Genomic DNA, 16,899 nt, shown 5'->3' on the forward strand with positions numbered 1-16,899 from the left:
AGGTTTTTTTCAAAAAATGTTGAAATATATACAAAACATGAAGGAATTCAGTTGCGTCGCGGTTTTCTGTATGTTAATCTTTTTACAGGATTTAGATTCATGACCCTTTGAGAGGAGGTGAATGGTGTGAATAAAACAGAATTAGTAAACTCTGTTGCTGAAGCTGCAGGTCTTTCTAAAAAAGACGCTTCTAAAGCAGTTGAAGCTGTATTTGATACAATTCAAGATGCTCTTGCAAAGGGTGACAAAGTACAATTAATCGGTTTTGGTAACTTTGAAGTTCGTGAGCGTGCAGCACGTAAAGGTCGTAACCCACAAACGGGTAAGGAAATCGAAATTGCTGCTTCTAAAGTACCTGCTTTCAAGCCAGGTAAAGCACTTAAGGACGCTGTAAAATAATTCAGTTTCTCGAGGTACATAGAGCAGCTCTCAGTCTAACTGAGAGCTGCTCTTTTTTACGTCTAGGCTCAAGCGCCAGCTCCTCGCACCATTAGGTCCCTCGTGCAAAAGTGGTGAAGCGTTTACTTTTGCGTCGGGCGCTTTAGCGCTTTTGTTCATTTCAGTTGTTTTTACCTAACTATGCTAAAAATAGTATAACTGTTTTGAACTTATGAGCTTTATGTGCTACGATTCAAGAGTGCATTTAACCTTTTTTGCTAAGGTATTATCAACTAGCGAAAAATTTAATATAGAATAAAAATTAATTAGATATAGATTTATACATAATAAACGTTTTGGTTTGTAGGAGGAATTTGTTTCATGTCAAATGTCGATTTAAAAAAGATAGAAGAAGCAGTAAAGATGATTTTGGAAGCAGTTGGGGAAGATGTTGAACGTGAAGGATTACTGGATACACCAAAACGTGTTTCAAAAATGTATGCGGAAATGTTCAGCGGCTTACAAGAAGATCCGCGTGATTATTTCAGTACGGTATTCCATGAAGATCACGAAGAACTAGTTTTAGTGAAAGATATTCCATTTTATTCAATGTGTGAACATCACTTAGTACCTTTTTACGGAACAGCCCATATCGCCTACATACCTAAAGACGGAAAAGTTGCCGGATTAAGCAAACTTGGGCGCTGCCTCGAATCAGTAGCGCGCCGGCCACAACTTCAGGAACGCATTACATCAACTGTAGCGAATACAATTATGGAAATGCTGAATCCTAAAGGAGTATATGTTGTCGTGGAGGCGGAACATATGTGTATGACGATGCGCGGATTAAAAAAACCGGGTTCTAAAACAGTTACAGCTGTTGCTCGAGGTATTTATGAACAGGATGATGTAAAGCGCAATGAAGTGAATACATTCATCCAAATGAAATAATAATAACAATTATGGTATTATAGACAAAGAAATTAACACGTGGGGAGATTGTATAATGGGACAATCAGAGTATATTATTATCGAAGCAGAAGAAGATGGTGTACATGTTATTGGTTTAACACGCGGGACAGATACAAAATTCCACCATTCAGAAAAGCTGGATGCTGGTGAAGTTATGATCGCCCAATTTACTGAACATACATCGGCCATGAAAATTCGCGGAAAAGCTAAAATTCACTCTGCACATGGTACGGTACAAAGTAAAAAGTAGCATATCGTAATTCTCACATAAATATAAAATCGTACTTATGCTTTATAACATTGAAATGGAGTAATTTCTATGAATGCAACATCTATTACACAATCGGTTCAGACGCTAAAATCTAATATTCTTCAGCATGTTCATCATAGAGCATTACTTCAAAATGTTGGACAACCGACATTAGAGGAAGAACAGCTGTTTTTCATTCAGCTCCCTTTTTTAAATGGCGCTCTTATGACTGACGAACATCAAATAAGTGCGGTCACAGTCGGGATTGTACACGCTTCACTGACAGAGCACGAAAAAGTGAAGGAAGTGGAAGCGACGAGTAAAGAACAGCAGCTGCTTGTCCTTTCCGGTGATTATTATAGTGGTCGGTATTATCAGTTACTCGCACAAACAGGCAATATTTTCTTAATCCATAAGTTATCGGAAGGAATCGTAAAGCGCTGTGAGCATCAAATCCGTATTTACGAAGACCAAAAACGGTCACTTGAACAGTGGATTGAGAGTTTAATGACGATTGAAAGTGAATTGATTGCCCAATATTATGATGTATACGGTTTCACATCCTATACAGAACTGATGCAGCAAACGTTAACATATATTCGTTTGAAAAAAGAGCTGGATTTATTGAAAAAGGGGCAGCCAAGTTTTTTAAATATGGCGTTTGCAGCTGATTTGACTATGATGGATTCAATTATTGAAGCCTTCCAAGATCATTTACATGACATGGAGCGACAATTGAAAGAACACTTGACGAATATTGATTTAACAGATGAATTAAAACATTCCATTGAGCAATACATCACTTTTTAGTGAATTTAGAAAGGTCTTGAAAAAAATGGCGAAATCGAAAGAACAACATGTTCATGAAGTGTTTGAAAGCATTTCAGAGAGCTACGATAAAATGAACTCGGTCATTAGTTTCCAAATGCATGTTGGATGGCGTGAAGATACGATGAAGCGTATGGCAGTAAAAAAAGGTTCGAAATGCCTTGACGTATGCTGCGGTACAGCTGATTGGACTATCGCTTTATCGAAGGCAGTCGGTGAAGAAGGGGAAGTAAAAGGGCTTGATTTCAGTGAAAATATGCTGAAAGTCGGTAAGCAGAAAACCGAAAATATCCCGAATATTGAACTGATTCACGGAAATGCAATGGAACTACCATTTGAAGATAATACATTTGATTATGTAACAATTGGCTTTGGCTTACGAAATGTACCGGATTATATGAAAGTTTTGCGTGAAATGAATCGTGTCGTTAAACCAGGCGGAATGGTTGTATGTCTGGAAACTTCTCAATCCGAAATACCGGTATATCGCCAACTTTTCCGTTTTTACTTTAATCATATTATGCCGCTGTTCGGAAAGATTTTTGCGAAAAGCTATAAAGAATATTCTTGGCTGCAAAAGTCCGCGAATGATTTTCCTGGCATGAAAAAGTTAGCGCAAATGTTCCGGGAAGCCGGATATGAGAATGTCACATATAAACCATATAGCGGCGGGGCAGCAGCTATGCACATGGGTTTTAAGAAGAAATAAAAGTGGGAGTAGGTTTTGACGCGTGGAAAAGATGAAAATCAAAATGCTATATGCCGATATTAAATCAGATATAGAAGTCATCGAAAACGAATTGGAACAAGCGTTGAATTCATCTTCACACTTATTGAATGATGCCTCAGTCCATCTACTGCAAGCTGGTGGAAAACGTATTCGACCAGTATTTACGTTACTAAGTGCCAAGTTTGGTGACTATAATATTGACCGAATGAAAAACATTGCCGTCCCCCTAGAGTTAATTCATATGGGTTCATTGGTGCATGATGATGTAATTGACAATTCGGATATGCGCCGTGGCCGGGAGACGGTGAAAGCACAGTGGAACAATCGTGTGGCGATGTATACAGGTAATTTTATATTTGCACGTGCATTACAATATGTAACAAGCATAGAAAATCCAAGAGCCCATCAAATATTAGCAAAAACAATGGTTGAGCTAGTAAATGGTGAAGTCATTCAAATTGAGGATAAGTTTCGTTTAGATCAAAGTTTGAAAGATTACTTCCGACGTATTAAACGTAAAACAGCTTTACTGATTGAATCGAGTTGTGAACTTGGAGCAGTCGTAAGTGGTGCCGATGAAAAAACAGCAAGGCATTTAAAGCGCTACGGTTATTTTGTAGGGATGAGCTTTCAAATAGTAGATGATATATTAGATTTTACAGCGACAGACAAACAGCTCGGGAAACCGGCTGGCAGTGATTTAATGAACGGGAATGTCACATTGCCGATATTGTTGATGAAAGACGATCCGCAGCTTGCCCCTTATTTGACGAAAGTGGCAGAAGCAGGATTAACGGAAGAAGAGCGCCAAAGTATGCTGGCACTAGTTCGGAATTCGGAAGCAATAAAAGAAGCAACCCATATTAGTAATTTATATTTAAAAAAGGCTTTAAAAGAGATCGAGGCATTGCCGAAGCACCCAATGAAGAAAAAATTGCGTGATATTGCGCTGTTTATGGGTAAGAGAAAATCTTGAAAATTTAGCCAAATGATAGAATTATCATAAGATAAGGATGCAGAATTTAATGTTAAGGCAAGTTGATTGGAATGTAGGGGAGGTGACTCCAGCGGGAATAGCGTGACGCCTGAGACTACAGGCTCAGGCCACGCCAGCGGAAAGCGTCCGACCCGCAATGGAAATCAACTCTATGTTATGAGACGTGTCAATTTATGGGCAAATCTAATATTTGTTGCAGTATGAGTAGGATTTTGGTAATATTTATCGGTAGGTGTAAAACCTTTTACTCAAATTTAAGGAGTGTTTATAATGGCAATCGAAAAAACATTTTTAATGGTTAAACCAGATGGCGTAGAACGTCAAGTAATCGGAGATATCGTTGACCGTTTTGAACGTCGCGGTTTCGTAATGCGCGGAGCAAAATTAATGGTACCAACTCGTGATTTAGCTGAAAAACACTATGCAGAGCACGCTGAGCGTCCTTTCTTCGGTGAATTAGTAGACTTCATCACTTCAGGCCCAGTATTCGGTATGGTTTGGGAAGGCGAAAACGTTATCCAATTATCTCGTATCATGATGGGTGCTACAAAGCCAGAAGAATCAGCACCTGGTACAATCCGCGGTGACTACGCTGTAACTTTATCACACAACGTAATCCACGGCTCTGACTCTTTAGCTTCTGCTGAGCGTGAAATCGGTTTATGGTTCCCAGAAGGAATCGCTGAATAATTATACTTACAGAAAAGCTATCACTTTTAAGGGGTAGCTTTTTTTATATGGAACAGGAAAAACACGGACTATTAATGGTATAATAAATCGGAATAATGAAACTATTTTTGGAATACATACGTATAAAAACTACTGATTGAAATTAGGGGGATGTATATGTGGGTTTTGGCCGTTATTTCAGTTATGGCAGTAGGGGCGATTGCAGTAATCACCGATGCACGCAATGAAAGTAAACGGATCGAAGTAAATAAATTAACGAAAGAAATTGAGCTGGAACAATTACGTCTTGAAAATTATGATAAAGAAACAGAAAAAATGCGACTGGAATTGGAACATTCAAAACAAATATTGTTGGAGCATAATCAAAAGTAATTATTCTACTAATTTAACTATTCATAAGGGGTGACATCCATGTTCTGGGCAATGATTACAATAATCGCTGTAGTAGGGATTTTAACAGATACGTATACGAAAAATAAAAACATTGAACTAAAACGCCTTGATAAAGAAATCAAGCTTGAGAAACTAAGACTCGAAACTTATGATAAAGAAACAGCGAAGATGCAGCTTGAATTGGAACAGACAAAGCAATTATTGCTTGAAACACAATTAACAGATAGATCAGACAAGTAAAATAATAATTAGAGGAGCGTAATGAAACGTATGGAAGATATTATTATTTTGTGCATTATTTTTGGTTCAGGTGCTACGATCGCATTAACCGCAATACTGACAGCACACAGAAGATCGAGTATGAAACTGCAAATCAGAATGTTGGAGAAAGAGACCGAGCTAGAACAGATTCGCTTGCAGAGCTACCATTCCGAGACGGAAAAGATGAAGCTTGAACTTGAACAATCGAAACAACTTTTGCTGGAAAGACACATTGATTAACGTTTATGGACGAAATCTGTTTCGGGTTCTGGAATTTTCAGCTATAATAGGCATACGTTAGATGAGGGGAAAGATGAATAATGTCAGATTATGTACAATTTATTGATGGCATTAAGCGCAAAACGGGCATTGATTTAGCTCTATATAAAGAAGCGCAAATGAAACGTCGGTTAACATCATTATATGAAAAAAAGGGATATCGGAACTTTGTGGATTTTTATAGTGCATTGGAGAAAGACCGCGAACTGATGAATGAATTTTTGGATCGCATGACGATAAACGTATCTGAGTTTTACCGGAACGGAAAACGGTGGGAAGTATTACAAAATAAAATTTTCCCTTTACTGCTTCAATCTAACAAACGCCCGAAAATATGGAGTGCGGCTTGTTCAACTGGAGAAGAGCCATACAGTTTAGCAATGGTATTGTCCCATCATTTACCTTTATCTCAAGTAAATATACTGGCAACGGATTTGGATGAAAATGTTCTCCAAAAAGCGAAGTTGGGCCTATACCCGGAACGGTCTCTTGCAGAAGTGCCAAATCCAGTTCAGTCAAAGTACTTCGTTCAAGAAGGCCAATTTTACAAAGTAAAAGATGAGATTAAGCGCACGGTAAATTTTAAAAAACATAATTTACTTAGGGATCCTTATGAATCGAATTTTGATCTGATTGTTTGCCGGAATGTTATGATCTATTTTACCGAAGAAGCGAAGGATCAGATCTATTCAAACTTCAGTAAAGCATTGCGTCCAGGCGGCATTTTGTTTGTTGGATCAACTGAGCAGATATTTAATCCTGCAAAATATGATTTTGAAGTCGAAGATACATTTTTTTACCGTAAAAAATAATAGTACAATATTAGATGCTCTGTAGAACGTAGAAGCTTAAGTTGAGATATACTTTAAAAAGCTATATATGAATGCGCTTTTCGGATAATAGAGCGAAAAGCGCATTTTTGTTTCTTTTTACTGATAAATGTGTCGTTTTCTAGTTGGAACGTTCAGAATATTCTAAAATAGCTCTTCGTATGGCGGAAACAGTACTGTTATTTAATTTGAAATATGTTATAGTGAAAAATACATACTTTAGCGAGTTGAAGGGAGAAAGTGTTTAATGCGTTATTTAACAGCAGGTGAGTCACACGGACCACAATTAACAACAATTATCGAGGGGTTGCCTTCTTTACTTCCAGTAACAGCAGAAAAAATAAATTATGATTTAAAACGTCGTCAAGGTGGTCACGGTCGTGGTCGTCGCATGCAAATCGAAACAGATACAGTGGAAATTGTATCAGGAGTTCGTCACGGAAAAACCTTAGGCTCACCAGTCGCATTAGTCGTTACAAATGATGACTGGAAGCATTGGACAAAAATTATGGGTGCGGCAGAGTTGCCGGAAGATATCGATCCATCTGAAATTAAACGTCAAATCTCACGTCCACGTCCAGGTCATGCCGATTTAGTCGGAGGGATGAAATACGGTCACCGTGATTTGCGTAACGTTCTGGAGCGTTCAAGTGCACGTGAAACGACAGTGCGTGTGGCAGTTGGTTCTGTTGCAAAAGCATTGTTAAACGAACTTGGAATTTCGATTGTTTCTCATGTTACGGAAATCGTAGGGATTAAAGCAGACAGTAGTTTGTTGGAAGGTAAAACAGTAGATGAAATCCGTGCAATCATTGAAAACGATCCGTGTTACTGTATCGATCCTGAAGCTTCAGCAAAAATGGTTACAGCAATTGATGAAGCAAAGCAAGCTGGGGACTCAATCGGGGGTATCGTAGAAGTCATCGTAGAAGGTTTGCCAGCGGGTATCGGATCTTATGTGCATTATGACCGCAAATTGGATGCGAAACTGGCATCTGCAATGCTGAGCATCAATGCATTTAAAGGCGTTGAGTTTGGTATCGGTTTTGAAATGGCGCGTAAAAAAGGTTCAGAAGTCCATGATGAAATTTTATGGGATGAAGAAAAGGGCTATACGCGCGCAACAAATCGTTTAGGCGGTTTGGAAGGTGGCATGACGACAGGAATGCCGATTGTCGTTCGCGGTGTGATGAAGCCAATTCCAACACTATATAAGCCGTTACAAAGTGTTGACATTGAAACAAAGGAGCCGTTTAAAGCAAGTGTGGAGCGTTCTGACAGCTGTGCAGTACCTGCAGCATCAATCGTTGCCGAACATGTTATTGCCTGGGAAATTGCAAACGCAATTGTTGAGCAGTTCCATAGTGATCAATTGCCACAATTAAAGGCGCAGTTAGATGAAATGCGTCAGTACACGAAGGAGTATTAATATGGAGATTTCGGTTCGAACTCCTTCACACTCGTATGCTGTAACGATTGGGAAAGGTATATTACTTGATGCATTAACAGCACAGAATGATTTGCTTACAAAAGCAGATAAAATCATCGTATTGACAGATGAAAATGTTTGGACAGCACAGCATAGCTATTTTGAAGCGAACTTCCCATATACTTTCGAAGTACATGTTATGCCGGCAGGGGAAAAGTGTAAAAGCTTTGAAAACTATAATGACGTGCAAACATATTTACTTAAGCAAAAGTGTACAAGAAAATCGCTCATTATTGCATTTGGCGGTGGTGCAGTCGGTGATTTGGCCGGATTTGTTGCAGCCACTTATATGCGAGGCATTTCGTTCATTCAAGTGCCGACAACAATTTTGGCGCATGATTCAGCTGTTGGCGGAAAGACTGCCATCAATCACGAACTAGGAAAAAATATGATCGGTGCTTTTTACCAGCCGGAAGCCGTAATTTTCGATACAGCATTTTTACATAGTTTATCCGAAAAAGAAGTGCGTTCAGGGATGGCAGAAGTGATTAAGCATGCTTTAATTTCCGATGCACAATGGGTGGAAGAGCTGCTCGAAGGAGATCATGTAACGGAACTACCGGACGATCTGTTGGCGAATTATTTGGCGCATGGCATTCAAGTAAAAGCAACGATTGTTGAGCAGGATGAAACAGAACAGTCCGTCAGAAAGTATCTTAACTTAGGCCATACATACGGGCATGCGATTGAAGCAGCTGCAGGCTATGGACGTGTAGCACATGGTGAAGCTGTGATGATTGGCCTTATTTATTCACTTCTATTAAGCGAAAAATACGGTAAAGTCAATCACCAGTTTACAAAGCGCTTTTTACATTTTGCAATGGAAAACGGCTATCCGTTTGAAGCGGTTCATGAGTTTACATTTGATCAACTGATTGAATATTTACTTAAAGATAAAAAAGCCGACTACGGACAATTGCAGTTCGTGCTGCTTGAAACAATCGGACAACCATTTGTCCAAAAAGTTGAACTTGAACAATGCAGAGAAATTGATCGTCAACTAAGAGCATTATTAGCGGAGGTGTAGCAATGATTCGTGGAATTCGCGGTGCAATTACGATTGCTGAAGATATAGCCGAGTACGTATGGGGAGAAACGGCAAGACTAGTGAAAGAAGTTGCGAAACAAAATAAAATTGAACCGGAAGATATTGCCTCTGTGACTATTTCTACAACACCGGATATTCATTCCGCCTTTCCTGCCAAGTCGGTACGGTCGATGCCAGGGTGGCAGTATGTGCCGATTATGTGCATGCATGAGATGGATGTGCCTGGTGCACTGCCATTATGTATCCGCGTATTACTACATGTAAATACGGATACACCACAGAATGAAATCCAACATGTATATTTAGAAGATGCGGTAAAATTAAGACCAGATTTAGTGAAATAATTGCGAGTTAGAGGAGACGTTGAGGATGAAGTGGAAACAACAGTTATTTGGAATGAAAGCTTACCAACCGGGAAAACCAATTGAAGAAGTTAAGAAGCTTTTCGGATTAGATGAAGTCGTGAAGCTTGCTTCAAATGAAAATCCCTTTGGCAGCTCCCCAAAAGTAAAACAATTTTTACAAAAAGATGAATCCAATCATGCAATATATCCGGACGGTTATGCTCAAAGCTTACGAACATCATTGGCGAATTTCTATGGCGTTGCCGAAAATGAACTCATTTTAGGGAATGGTTCGGATGATTTAATCGCAATCATTACCCGTGCATTATTATATCCAGGTGTAAACACAGTCATGGCAGATTTGTCATTTTCTCAATACTGGCATAATGCAGAGATTGAAGGAGCAGAAGTGCGTAAAGTACCATTGAAAAATGGTGTCCATGATTTAGAAGCAATGCTGGAGACAATTGATGAAAATACATCGGTTGTTTGGGTATGTAATCCGAACAATCCGACAGGTACGATCGTATCGGATGAAACATTGAGTGCTTTCTTGGCTAAAGTGCCTAAGGATGTTTTCATTGTATTGGACGAAGCATATGTGGAATACATTAACGATGCCTCTTATAAAGATACGTTGCATTATTTCCGTGACTACCCGAACTTAATTTTATTGCGTACATTCTCAAAAGCGTATGGACTGGCTTCTTTCCGTGTCGGCTACGGAATTGCCCAAGCAGACGTTATTGCGAAGCTTGACCCGGTACGTGCACCGTTCAACAATACAATTCTAAGCCAACAAGTTGCGCAGGTCGCGCTACAGGACCAGGAATACATTGCCAGCTGCCGTGAAGCAAATGAAATCGGCAAGAAGCAATTTGTAGAATTTTGTGAGCAGCACGGTTTAAATTATTTCCCTTCGCAAACGAACTTTGTCATGTTTGAAGTGAAAGCTCCAAGTAATGTTGTATTTGAAGAAATGATGAAGCGCGGATTTATTATCCGAAGCGGAGCGGCATTAGGATTGGAAGGTTATATTCGGGTGACGATCGGTACAGAAGCTCAAAATGCGAGATTTTTACAACTACTTGCAGAAGTCTTAAATGAGCAAGGAGTACTTGCATGACACGAAATGTCTTCGTAATCGGACTAGGGTTAATTGGTGGATCTGTAGCGATGGCTTTGCAGAAGGCACCACATACAAAAGTGTTCGGCTATGATGCTCATGAACAAACGCGACAATTAGCGGACACATTACAAGTCGTTCATGAAGTAGTTAAAAATCCTGCTGAGTTTGCAAAAGAGGCGGACGTAATTATTTTTGGTACACCGGTAAATGTCACACTCGACTTTATGGAACAGTTAAAGTCCTGGGAATTAAAACGCAATGTCATTATTACAGATACAGGCAGTACAAAAGCGAAAATAATGGAAAAAGCATTAGAGCTGAGGCAACTGGGTATTACTTTTATCGGCGGTCACCCAATGGCGGGTTCCCATAAAAGCGGTATTACAGCAGCAAAGCCATACTTACTGGAAAATGCCTACTATATGCTGACACCCCATGAAGGGGAAGAACTTGAAAAACTAGCTGCACTGGACGATCTGCTGAAATTTACACTCGGGAAAATGGTCGTGGTCGATGCAAAGGTACACGATCATATGACAGCTGTTGTAAGCCATTTCCCTCATATTATCGCGGCATCTTTAGTACATCAGCTGAATAGTGAAAAACAGACATATCCAATGACCTCTTCGTTAGCTGCCGGCGGATTCCGTGATATTACACGAATTGCTTCCTCAAACCCTGCTTTATGGCGTGATATTACTATGCAAAACAAGCAGGAATTAGTCGGACAGCTAGATAATTGGCTTACAGAAATGCAACGGGTCCGTGATCTATTGGCTGAAGGTGATGCGAAGGCAATCGAGAACTACTTCAGTGAAGCGCGTGATGTCCGGGACAGTTTGCCGGTTGCAAACGGTGCCCTGTATATGCCTTATGATCTTTATGTCGATATACCGGATTATCCAGGGGTCATTTCAGAAGTAACAGGATTATTGGCTGAAAATAATATAAGTATTACAAATATACGTATCGTTGAAACACGTGTTGATGTATTCGGTATTTTGGTCATTAGTTTCCAGACAAACGAAGACCGTGAACGTGCCGCACAATGCATTGCACACAAGGCAAAGTTTGATACTTATATTTCATAAAGACAAATGGGATTTTCTTAAAAGGGGGGTTCATAAATGAGTACAACATTGCAATACAGTCAACCTTCATTACAGGGAGATATTACGGTACCAGGTGACAAATCGGTATCGCATCGCTCGGTGATGTTCGGCTCCATTGCCAAAGGAAAAACAACTGTCAGCGGCTTCTTATTAGGTGAAGACTGTCTGCGTACAATTGACTGCTTCCAAAAGCTTGGGGTAGACATTGAAGTTGACGGGACAGATGTAACAATAAACAGTCCAGGAATCGACGGTTGGACCGAACCGAAAGAAGTGCTTTACACAGGAAATTCGGGTACGACAACGCGTTTAATGCTAGGGCTATTATCCGGCACGAAACTACATACAATCATGACAGGAGACGCATCGATTGGTAAGCGTCCAATGCGTCGTGTTGCAGATCCTTTACGTTTAATGGGTGCCAAAATAGCCGGTCGAGATAATGGACAATATACGCCACTCGCGATTCAAGGTGGACCGTTAAAGGCGATCGACTACAAAATGCCTGTAGCAAGTGCCCAAGTGAAATCAGCTATTCTACTTGCCGGTATACGTGCGGAAGGTACAACAGTTGTGCGTGAGGAAGAGATTTCACGTGATCATACAGAACGTATGCTGCGACAGTTCGGGGCAACGGTAACTGTTGAAGATGGTGTCGTGTCATTGGAAGGCGGCCAAACACTGACAGGAACACATATAAATGTACCAGGTGATATATCCTCGGCTGCATTTTTCCTTGTTGCTGGTGCCATTGCGAAAAACAGCAAAATTGTTCTTAAAAACGTGGGTGTCAACGAGACGCGTGACGGCATTTTGGAAGTGCTTCAAAACATGGGTGCGAAAATGTCGGTTGCAATCGATGACGAGAATGCGGCAGAACCAACTGCAACTATTACGATTGAAACTTCCGATCTAAAAGGAACGACAGTGGAGGGCGCTATTATTCCTCGCCTAATCGATGAAATTCCGATTATTGCGCTGCTTGCGACACAGGCAGCTGGTAAAACGGTCATTAAAGATGCGGAAGAACTTAAAGTGAAAGAAACAAACCGTATCGATGCGGTTGTAAATGAGTTAAAGAAGCTAGGTGCAAAAATTGAAGCAACAGATGACGGTATGGTTATCGAAGGTCCGACATCTTTACATGGTGGAAGCTTGAAAACATATGGCGATCACCGTATTGGAATGATGGGTGCGATCGCTGCTCTTGTTGCAGATGGGGAAGTGGAATTGGATGATGCGGATTGCATCGCTGTTTCCTACCCAACTTTTTTTGATCATGTTAATAGTATAATGAAATAATGATTTATGGGGATGTAAAAAGAATTTACTTTTACATCTCTTTTTTACTTTGCCAAATGAATTTTATAAAACATCCGAATTCTTTTTCTTGTGATGCATTGCTTCGTCATGTAGCATAATATTGAGAACAAAAGAAAAAGGTGAAATACACATGGAACTATTACTACAAGCGATTCAAGAAGGAAATTTAGAGGAGATTAACCGACTTCTTGAATCTTTTTTAATGGATGCTGAACCCGCAGCACAATATGAAGTAGCTGAAGCACTTATGCATTACGGATTTTTAAATGAAGCAGACCGTGTATTTGAACATCTGCAATTTTTATTTCCTGAGGAAGCGCAAATTTCAATCGATCGTGCAAGCGTATTAATTGAGCTAGGTGAAGAGGATAATGCCCTTGATTTATTAATGGGGATTGCCGATGATGCACCGGAATATCCTCAAGCATTGTTGGTATTGGCGGACTATTATCAAATGCAAGGGTTATTTGAAGTGGCGGAACAACGAATTAATGATGCGTTGCAAATTTTACCGCATGAGCCTTTACTGCAATTTGCAAAAGCAGAATTATTATTTGAAACAGGACGTTTTACAGAGGCTGTTCGAATTTATGAAGAGCTTTATGCAATCGATAAAAAGTTTGCTGGTATAATTTTAGCCCAACGTTTGGCGGAAGTTTACCGTGCAGGTGCAGGCTATGAAACTGCCCTGGATTATTATATGGAAGCACTTGAAGAAGAAGTTACAGCTGACTTGCTGTTTGGCTCGGCCTATGCAGCTTTCCAGACGGAAAAATATGAACTAGCTATAAAACAGTTGGAAGATTTAAAAGAGTTGGACCCTGATTATTTCTCAGCTTATTTACTGCTGGCTGAAAGTTATGCAATGCTCGAGGATAATGAGCGTGCTTTAAAAGTTATTAAAGAAGGTCTTAAACGAGACGAATACGATAAATCCCTCTATTTATTTGCTGGGAAAATGGCGATGAAAAATGGCCAGCAACAGGAAGCGATAGAATTTTTGAGTGAGGCCATTGCCTTGGATCCGGAATATATGGAAGCGATTTTAGTATTGATGTCTGTTTATAATACGGAACAACGCTTTGAAGAAATTATTTCCTTATATGAACAATTACATCAAAATGAATTCGAATGGGTCGCATTATATCCATTTGTAGCCAATGCTTATAATGAAGAAGAACTGTTCGAAAAAGCATACGAAATTTACAAAGAGGCATATAATGAATTTAACGATGATGTTGAGTTTTTAGAGAAATATTTCCTGTTTTTAGTTGAGGACGGCAAGCGTGATGAAGCAAAACAAATTGCCGAGCGACTTGTCCAATTACAGCCTTCTGAACAACAATGGACTGATTTATTAGAACGCTTTGAGTAAAGGGAGGATTGCATGTTGACATATTCCGTACCACTGAATGACAAAAAGTTGTTTATCAGGTGGTTTTTAAAAAATTTCCAGTTAAAAAGACGTGAAGGTGTATGGATTTTAAATTACTTATTAAGTAATGACGACTTGTTGCAAAACGTTCATTTCGTTGATGAAGCACATTATTGCCCGCGTTCCATTGTAATGTCGACAATTGAGACAACAAGTATCCCATTCCGATTTTATAAAGAAAATATTATGACATCCGATGCTGAAAAAGCATTTCATGATTTACGAATCAATGCACATGAAGCAATTTACTTTCAGCTGAACTTCCCGAGCGTACCGCCTGATCCTCTGTATTTGGCGGTACTGGAGGAAAACCCTTATGTACCTGCTGATATCTTTATTAGTGAAAAAGACCGTCTAGCAGCAGAGCGTTTGTTGGAAAATAGTGTAGTAGAATTCCAGGAACAGCAACTGTTAAAAGAAATAGATGAAGCGCTGGACAGTGGAGATAAAGATCGTTTTTTCGAGTTATCTAATTTATTGCAAGCATTAAAGTATACGAAGTAATTTTGAACTTTATTAAAAAAATTACTTCTTTCCTATTTTCAGAAGTTTAAAGGTACTAGGAGGAAAGAATATGAACTTTATTGTAAAAGATGTAGAACAGTTCCAGGCACAAAAGCAGTTTATAGATACGGCAATTGTCCCGCTCGTGCAATTGGATTTTTCGGATCAAGGAATAAAGCAGAGCAGTTCTGCTTCAGAATATTTAATGACGTTGACCAATTTCATAGAACAGCAGTTTAAAGGTCGTCTTTTATTATTGCCCCCCCTTTCATATACGATGGGAACCAAGTCAGATAATATGCCAGCAACAATGGAAAAAGAATTGAAGGAAGCAGGTTTTAAAGCAGTGGTCTTTATTACCTGTGACCATTCATGGACTGAATATAAAGAATATTTAAACATTATTTGGCTTCCGGCTATCCCACTTGAGTCCATGGACCAGGGTGTAAAACAGAGAATTTTGGAAGACCAGTTAAAACAAGTCATCCCAACTTTTACGAAAATTTGGGTTTAACGAGCATATATGTGCGACAATTGTTTCATTAAATGTTCACAAACTACACTTTTGGAAATGAATGCTATATTGACCAACTTATTCAGTTGATATATCATAGATATGTCCTAGTTATTTACTATTTTTAAAAGTATATGTCCGTTGGACTGACCTTTTAGTAAGAGGGGGGAAAAGGATGAGTAGGAATCGAGTTACAAGACGTCAATTTTTAACTTATACAATTACTGGTGTAGGTGGATTTATGGCGGCAGGAATGTTAATGCCAATGGTACGTTTTGCTATTGACCCAATTCTTCAGTCAAAAGAAGATGGTGAATTTGTACAAACAAGCAAAAAAATTGCCGAAATTACAGAAGTTCCAGTCAAAGTGGACTTCTCGTATGAACAGACGGATGGTTGGTACAAATCAGAAGTAGCAGATGCTGCTTGGGTTTACAAAGAAGGTGACGAAATCATCGCAATCTCACCTGTATGTAAGCATTTAGGGTGTACTGTAAACTGGGAAGGTAATCCAGAACACGCAAATCAATTCTTCTGTGCATGTCATGCGGGACGTTATGAAAAAACAGGTGTAAACGTAAAAGGTACACCGCCTCTTGGACCACTGGATATGTATGAAGTGTCAGAAAATGATGGTTTCTTAATGCTTGGGAAAAAAATCGCTAACACACACAGTAACTAAATAAGTTAGGGGGTACGACACAGTGCTAAATAAAATTTATGATTGGGTCGATGAACGTTTAGATATTACTCCTATTTGGCGTGATATTGCCGACCATGAAGTGCCAGAGCACGTTAACCCTGCCCATCACTTTTCAGCATTCGTTTACTGTTTCGGGGGATTAACATTCTTTATCACAGTAATCCAAATTCTATCAGGTATGTTCTTAACTATGTATTATGTACCAGATGTAGAGAATGCTTGGAAATCAGTTTACTATTTACAAAACGAAGTAGCATTCGGTGAAATCGTTCGTGGTATGCACCATTGGGGGGCATCTTTAGTAATTGTTATGATGTTCTTACATACACTTCGTGTATTCTTCACAGGTTCATATAAAAAACCGCGTGAATTAAACTGGTTAGTTGGTGTAGGTATCTTTGCCATTATGTTAGGTTTAGGTTTCACAGGTTATTTATTACCATGGGATATGAAAGCTTTATTCGCGACTAAAGTAGGTATCGAAATTGCTGCATCTGTTCCGTTTTTAGGTGAAACAATAAAAATATTATTAGCTGGGGATTCTACGATTATCGGGGCGCAAACTTTAACTCGTTTCTTTGCTATTCATGTATTCTTCTTACCAGCAGCATTATTTGCTTTATTGGCAGTTCACTTTATCATGATCCGCCGCCAAGGTATTTCAGGACCTCTATGATCCGAAACTAATTG

Annotated in this window: 22 protein-coding genes; all 22 read left to right on the forward strand. The window is 39.4% G+C overall.

Features of this window, described 5'->3' with window-relative positions:
- The first annotated feature begins 126 nt into the window (after positions 1-126).
- The 22 genes from AC0VXV_RS06770 (at position 127) to qcrB (ending at position 16,885) form a co-directional block, all read left to right on the forward strand.
- Positions 127-399, forward strand: coding sequence for an HU family DNA-binding protein (locus AC0VXV_RS06770; protein ID WP_004232618.1), 273 nt, complete (start codon positions 127-129; stop codon positions 397-399).
- A 360-nt stretch (positions 400-759) separates the two neighbouring features.
- The gene (folE, locus tag AC0VXV_RS06775) at positions 760-1,329 is read left to right on the forward strand and encodes a GTP cyclohydrolase I FolE (protein WP_475530864.1); all 570 of its coding nucleotides are present in this window, start codon (positions 760-762) and stop codon (positions 1,327-1,329) included.
- A 55-nt stretch (positions 1,330-1,384) separates the two neighbouring features.
- A complete protein-coding gene (gene mtrB / locus AC0VXV_RS06780) occupies positions 1,385-1,600 on the forward strand; it encodes a trp RNA-binding attenuation protein MtrB (RefSeq protein ID WP_008404919.1) in 216 nt (71 codons plus the stop codon).
- 69 nt (positions 1,601-1,669) lie between these two features.
- The gene (locus AC0VXV_RS06785; RefSeq protein ID WP_475530865.1) at positions 1,670-2,410 is read left to right on the forward strand and encodes a heptaprenyl diphosphate synthase component 1; all 741 of its coding nucleotides are present in this window, start codon (positions 1,670-1,672) and stop codon (positions 2,408-2,410) included.
- A 25-nt stretch (positions 2,411-2,435) separates the two neighbouring features.
- On the forward strand, positions 2,436-3,137 hold the full coding sequence (locus tag AC0VXV_RS06790) for a demethylmenaquinone methyltransferase (protein WP_475530866.1): 702 nt from the start codon (positions 2,436-2,438) through the stop codon (positions 3,135-3,137).
- A gap of 22 nt (positions 3,138-3,159) precedes the next feature.
- Complete coding sequence (hepT, locus tag AC0VXV_RS06795) at positions 3,160-4,134, forward strand: heptaprenyl diphosphate synthase component II (RefSeq protein ID WP_079525855.1); 975 nt, start codon at positions 3,160-3,162, stop codon at positions 4,132-4,134.
- Between the two features lie 291 nt (positions 4,135-4,425).
- Positions 4,426-4,845: a nucleoside-diphosphate kinase gene (gene ndk, locus AC0VXV_RS06800; RefSeq protein WP_008404915.1), complete on the forward strand. Its 420-nt coding sequence runs from the start codon at positions 4,426-4,428 to the stop codon at positions 4,843-4,845.
- 156 nt (positions 4,846-5,001) lie between these two features.
- Positions 5,002-5,217, forward strand: coding sequence for a hypothetical protein (locus AC0VXV_RS06805; RefSeq protein WP_008404914.1), 216 nt, complete (start codon positions 5,002-5,004; stop codon positions 5,215-5,217).
- A gap of 39 nt (positions 5,218-5,256) precedes the next feature.
- Positions 5,257-5,478, forward strand: coding sequence for a hypothetical protein (locus tag AC0VXV_RS06810; protein WP_008404913.1), 222 nt, complete (start codon positions 5,257-5,259; stop codon positions 5,476-5,478).
- 21 nt (positions 5,479-5,499) lie between these two features.
- Positions 5,500-5,739 carry a hypothetical protein gene (locus AC0VXV_RS06815; protein ID WP_475530867.1) on the forward strand — a complete coding sequence of 80 codons (240 nt, stop codon included), beginning with the start codon at positions 5,500-5,502 and terminating at the stop codon, positions 5,737-5,739.
- Between the two features lie 80 nt (positions 5,740-5,819).
- Positions 5,820-6,590, forward strand: coding sequence for a CheR family methyltransferase (locus tag AC0VXV_RS06820; RefSeq protein WP_475530868.1), 771 nt, complete (start codon positions 5,820-5,822; stop codon positions 6,588-6,590).
- A gap of 265 nt (positions 6,591-6,855) precedes the next feature.
- Positions 6,856-8,037, forward strand: a complete 1,182-nt coding sequence (aroC, locus tag AC0VXV_RS06825; RefSeq protein WP_475530869.1) for a chorismate synthase — start codon at positions 6,856-6,858, stop codon at positions 8,035-8,037.
- 1 nt (position 8,038) lies between these two features.
- Entirely contained in the window at positions 8,039-9,124 is a 1,086-nt protein-coding gene (gene aroB, locus AC0VXV_RS06830; RefSeq protein WP_475530870.1) for a 3-dehydroquinate synthase, read from the forward strand.
- Between the two features lie 2 nt (positions 9,125-9,126).
- Complete coding sequence (gene aroH, locus AC0VXV_RS06835) at positions 9,127-9,489, forward strand: chorismate mutase (RefSeq protein WP_475530871.1); 363 nt, start codon at positions 9,127-9,129, stop codon at positions 9,487-9,489.
- A gap of 25 nt (positions 9,490-9,514) precedes the next feature.
- A complete protein-coding gene (gene hisC, locus AC0VXV_RS06840; RefSeq protein WP_475530872.1) occupies positions 9,515-10,615 on the forward strand; it encodes a histidinol-phosphate transaminase in 1,101 nt (366 codons plus the stop codon).
- Positions 10,612-11,709, forward strand: a complete 1,098-nt coding sequence (locus AC0VXV_RS06845) for a prephenate dehydrogenase (RefSeq protein ID WP_427710641.1) — start codon at positions 10,612-10,614, stop codon at positions 11,707-11,709. Before hisC ends, AC0VXV_RS06845 begins: the two co-directional genes overlap by 4 nt.
- Positions 11,710-11,745: 36 nt before the next feature.
- Positions 11,746-13,032: a 3-phosphoshikimate 1-carboxyvinyltransferase gene (aroA, locus tag AC0VXV_RS06850; RefSeq protein WP_475530873.1), complete on the forward strand. Its 1,287-nt coding sequence runs from the start codon at positions 11,746-11,748 to the stop codon at positions 13,030-13,032.
- A gap of 151 nt (positions 13,033-13,183) precedes the next feature.
- Entirely contained in the window at positions 13,184-14,428 is a 1,245-nt protein-coding gene (locus AC0VXV_RS06855; protein WP_475530874.1) for a tetratricopeptide repeat protein, read from the forward strand.
- Between the two features lie 15 nt (positions 14,429-14,443).
- On the forward strand, positions 14,444-14,992 hold the full coding sequence (locus AC0VXV_RS06860; protein WP_475531410.1) for a ReoY family proteolytic degradation factor: 549 nt from the start codon (positions 14,444-14,446) through the stop codon (positions 14,990-14,992).
- 70 nt (positions 14,993-15,062) lie between these two features.
- Positions 15,063-15,506 (forward strand): YpiF family protein, encoded by a 444-nt coding sequence (locus AC0VXV_RS06865; RefSeq protein WP_475530875.1) that lies wholly within the window; start codon positions 15,063-15,065, stop codon positions 15,504-15,506.
- A 175-nt stretch (positions 15,507-15,681) separates the two neighbouring features.
- Positions 15,682-16,188, forward strand: a complete 507-nt coding sequence (locus tag AC0VXV_RS06870) for a Rieske (2Fe-2S) protein (protein ID WP_475530876.1) — start codon at positions 15,682-15,684, stop codon at positions 16,186-16,188.
- A gap of 22 nt (positions 16,189-16,210) precedes the next feature.
- Positions 16,211-16,885: a menaquinol-cytochrome c reductase cytochrome b subunit gene (gene qcrB / locus AC0VXV_RS06875; protein WP_008404891.1), complete on the forward strand. Its 675-nt coding sequence runs from the start codon at positions 16,211-16,213 to the stop codon at positions 16,883-16,885.
- The last annotated feature ends 14 nt before the right edge of the window (positions 16,886-16,899 follow it).

Source organism: Solibacillus sp. iso_87, assembly GCF_056173085.1.

Coding starts and splice junctions, on each gene's coding strand:
- AC0VXV_RS06805 (WP_008404914.1), top strand. CDS start 5,002: ATGTGGGTTTTGGCCGTTATTTCAGTTATGGCAGTAGGGGCGATTGCA.
- AC0VXV_RS06815 (WP_475530867.1), top strand. CDS start 5,500: ATGAAACGTATGGAAGATATTATTATTTTGTGCATTATTTTTGGTTCA.
- AC0VXV_RS06865 (WP_475530875.1), top strand. CDS start 15,063: ATGAACTTTATTGTAAAAGATGTAGAACAGTTCCAGGCACAAAAGCAG.
- folE (WP_475530864.1), top strand. CDS start 760: ATGTCAAATGTCGATTTAAAAAAGATAGAAGAAGCAGTAAAGATGATT.
- AC0VXV_RS06845 (WP_427710641.1), top strand. CDS start 10,612: ATGACACGAAATGTCTTCGTAATCGGACTAGGGTTAATTGGTGGATCT.
- AC0VXV_RS06855 (WP_475530874.1), top strand. CDS start 13,184: ATGGAACTATTACTACAAGCGATTCAAGAAGGAAATTTAGAGGAGATT.
- hisC (WP_475530872.1), top strand. CDS start 9,515: ATGAAGTGGAAACAACAGTTATTTGGAATGAAAGCTTACCAACCGGGA.
- AC0VXV_RS06790 (WP_475530866.1), top strand. CDS start 2,436: ATGGCGAAATCGAAAGAACAACATGTTCATGAAGTGTTTGAAAGCATT.
- AC0VXV_RS06820 (WP_475530868.1), top strand. CDS start 5,820: ATGTCAGATTATGTACAATTTATTGATGGCATTAAGCGCAAAACGGGC.
- mtrB (WP_008404919.1), top strand. CDS start 1,385: ATGGGACAATCAGAGTATATTATTATCGAAGCAGAAGAAGATGGTGTA.
- ndk (WP_008404915.1), top strand. CDS start 4,426: ATGGCAATCGAAAAAACATTTTTAATGGTTAAACCAGATGGCGTAGAA.
- aroB (WP_475530870.1), top strand. CDS start 8,039: ATGGAGATTTCGGTTCGAACTCCTTCACACTCGTATGCTGTAACGATT.
- aroC (WP_475530869.1), top strand. CDS start 6,856: ATGCGTTATTTAACAGCAGGTGAGTCACACGGACCACAATTAACAACA.
- AC0VXV_RS06870 (WP_475530876.1), top strand. CDS start 15,682: ATGAGTAGGAATCGAGTTACAAGACGTCAATTTTTAACTTATACAATT.
- AC0VXV_RS06810 (WP_008404913.1), top strand. CDS start 5,257: ATGTTCTGGGCAATGATTACAATAATCGCTGTAGTAGGGATTTTAACA.
- AC0VXV_RS06785 (WP_475530865.1), top strand. CDS start 1,670: ATGAATGCAACATCTATTACACAATCGGTTCAGACGCTAAAATCTAAT.
- aroH (WP_475530871.1), top strand. CDS start 9,127: ATGATTCGTGGAATTCGCGGTGCAATTACGATTGCTGAAGATATAGCC.
- aroA (WP_475530873.1), top strand. CDS start 11,746: ATGAGTACAACATTGCAATACAGTCAACCTTCATTACAGGGAGATATT.